At 65.3% G+C, this 1,607-nt stretch carries 1 protein-coding gene and 1 pseudogene; one reads left to right on the top strand and one right to left on the bottom strand.

Annotated features, from left to right (window positions below):
* Window positions 1-224: pseudogene (locus AB0M62_RS34805) on the top strand (DDE-type integrase/transposase/recombinase); the annotation flags it as partial.
* 102 nt (window positions 225-326) lie between these two features.
* Here AB0M62_RS34805 and AB0M62_RS34800 read toward each other — a convergent pair.
* Window positions 327-923, bottom strand: a complete 597-nt coding sequence (locus AB0M62_RS34800) for a hypothetical protein (protein ID WP_366078328.1) — start codon at window positions 921-923, stop codon at window positions 327-329.
* Window positions 924-1,607 lie beyond the last annotated feature (684 nt).

Here is a 1,607-nt window from a genome sequence, read left to right as displayed (position 1 = left end):
CGGTCCCGGGCGACTCCGTGGAGCGGGCCCCGGACCTGGTCGACCGCGACTTCGTCGCGTCGGCGCCGAACCGCTGCTGGGTCGCGGACATCACCTACGTGAAGACCTGGTCCGGGATCGTCTACGTCGCGTTCGTCGTGGACACCTTCTCTCGGCGGATCGTCGGCTGGTCCGCCGCCACCACCAAGGAGACCAGGCTCGTCCTGGACGCCCTGGAAATGGCCGCAGCGCGACCGGGATGGATTCCCCCACGGGCAGGGTGAGTTGAATTCCGCGTGCCACAAAGCAAGATCATCTCACCTCGAGATCCACTTTCGACACACGCCCTAGTGGCGCTTGGCGCGGTAGAGGCCCCGGCCGGTTCGGTGGATACGGGAAGTGCCGACCAGACGATCGAGCGTGCTCCGGACCGCGTTGATGCTCCCGCTGTCGGCGTCGCGGCCGAGAGATGCGGCCACATCGCGGGCACGCACATTCGCGTCGCCGACCGTGGCGAAGTACTCCAGGATCTGCTCGGTGAGCTTGCCATACTTCCTCTGCTTGTCAGCCTCTGTGGAGGCGCCGGAGGCGGCAGGCACCTTTGCGTCCTGTCGGCCCTTGGGCCGCTGAACCTGTGGTTTGGTCTTCGGCGCGACATCTGCGGATGCGGAGGAGGACACGACCGTCTGCGGCTCCACGGGTGCCGGTGCCTGGTCCGGCCCTGCAGCCGCCGCACGGGGAGTGTCCGCCGGGGCCGCGCCAGCTGTGTCGAGCATCAGGACCTCGAGGGCACTAAGGGCCCGCTGGACGGAGCCGAGATGGGCTACGACTGCAGCCAGTTCCCTCTCCAGCGCCTGCTTCTGGACCTCCAGACGGGCCAAGTCCTCCTGGAGACTTTCAGCGGTGATCTCAATGTTATGCGCCGTGCGGGTTACAGAGACCATGTGTTCCTCTCATCCTCAACCCTCCTTGTTGCGTCCCTGCCGGCTCATCTGCGGTGCCGCTCGGCCCGGACGCCGGGACGGGTACCCCGGGACATCATATGCAGGAGTGCACTCCGGAATACAGATGAATCGGGCCGACCACACGTGTGCCGACGAGACCGGGGTAGTGATGGAATGCGGAACACGGTACTGTCGCCGGGGGAAACCGGGAGAGGCCGACCTGCCGAGTGCAGCGAAGACAATTCAGCGACATTTGGGCAAACCACATGTCATTCGTTGTTTGCCGCCGTCGGTGGAAACGTTGCGGGTATATGCGACCATTGCCCGGCCGTTGACGTTGACACCGTCCACCGTCCACCGTCCACCGGCCCGCGCAGCGCTGGGTCCGTCACCCACCGAGATCACGGCGCCATCCCGTCAGTGCCGGCACGGCAGGGAGCGTTTCAACCTCACTGGGCATGCATCGCGTGCGTAGGGGAAAACCATCGTCCATCGTCCCGGCAGGACAACCGCCGTGGTCCTCAGAGGGTCCTACGTTGTTGTGTGGGTTGGACGGGCCAGTCGTAAGGTCCAGAGATCCAGAGACACTTGGGTATGGCTTTCAGAGGGTTGCCGTCGATGGTTCCCAACACCTGGCCGCCCGGTGTCTCACGACGACTCGGCCGCTAATTAGGAGCTGCGGGC

The organism is Streptomyces sp. NPDC051219, from assembly GCF_040682335.1.
Lineage (GTDB): Bacteria > Actinomycetota > Actinomycetes > Streptomycetales > Streptomycetaceae > Streptomyces.
Note: the sequence above shows the minus strand (reverse complement) of the source record. Positions and strands in the feature narration are given on the sequence as shown.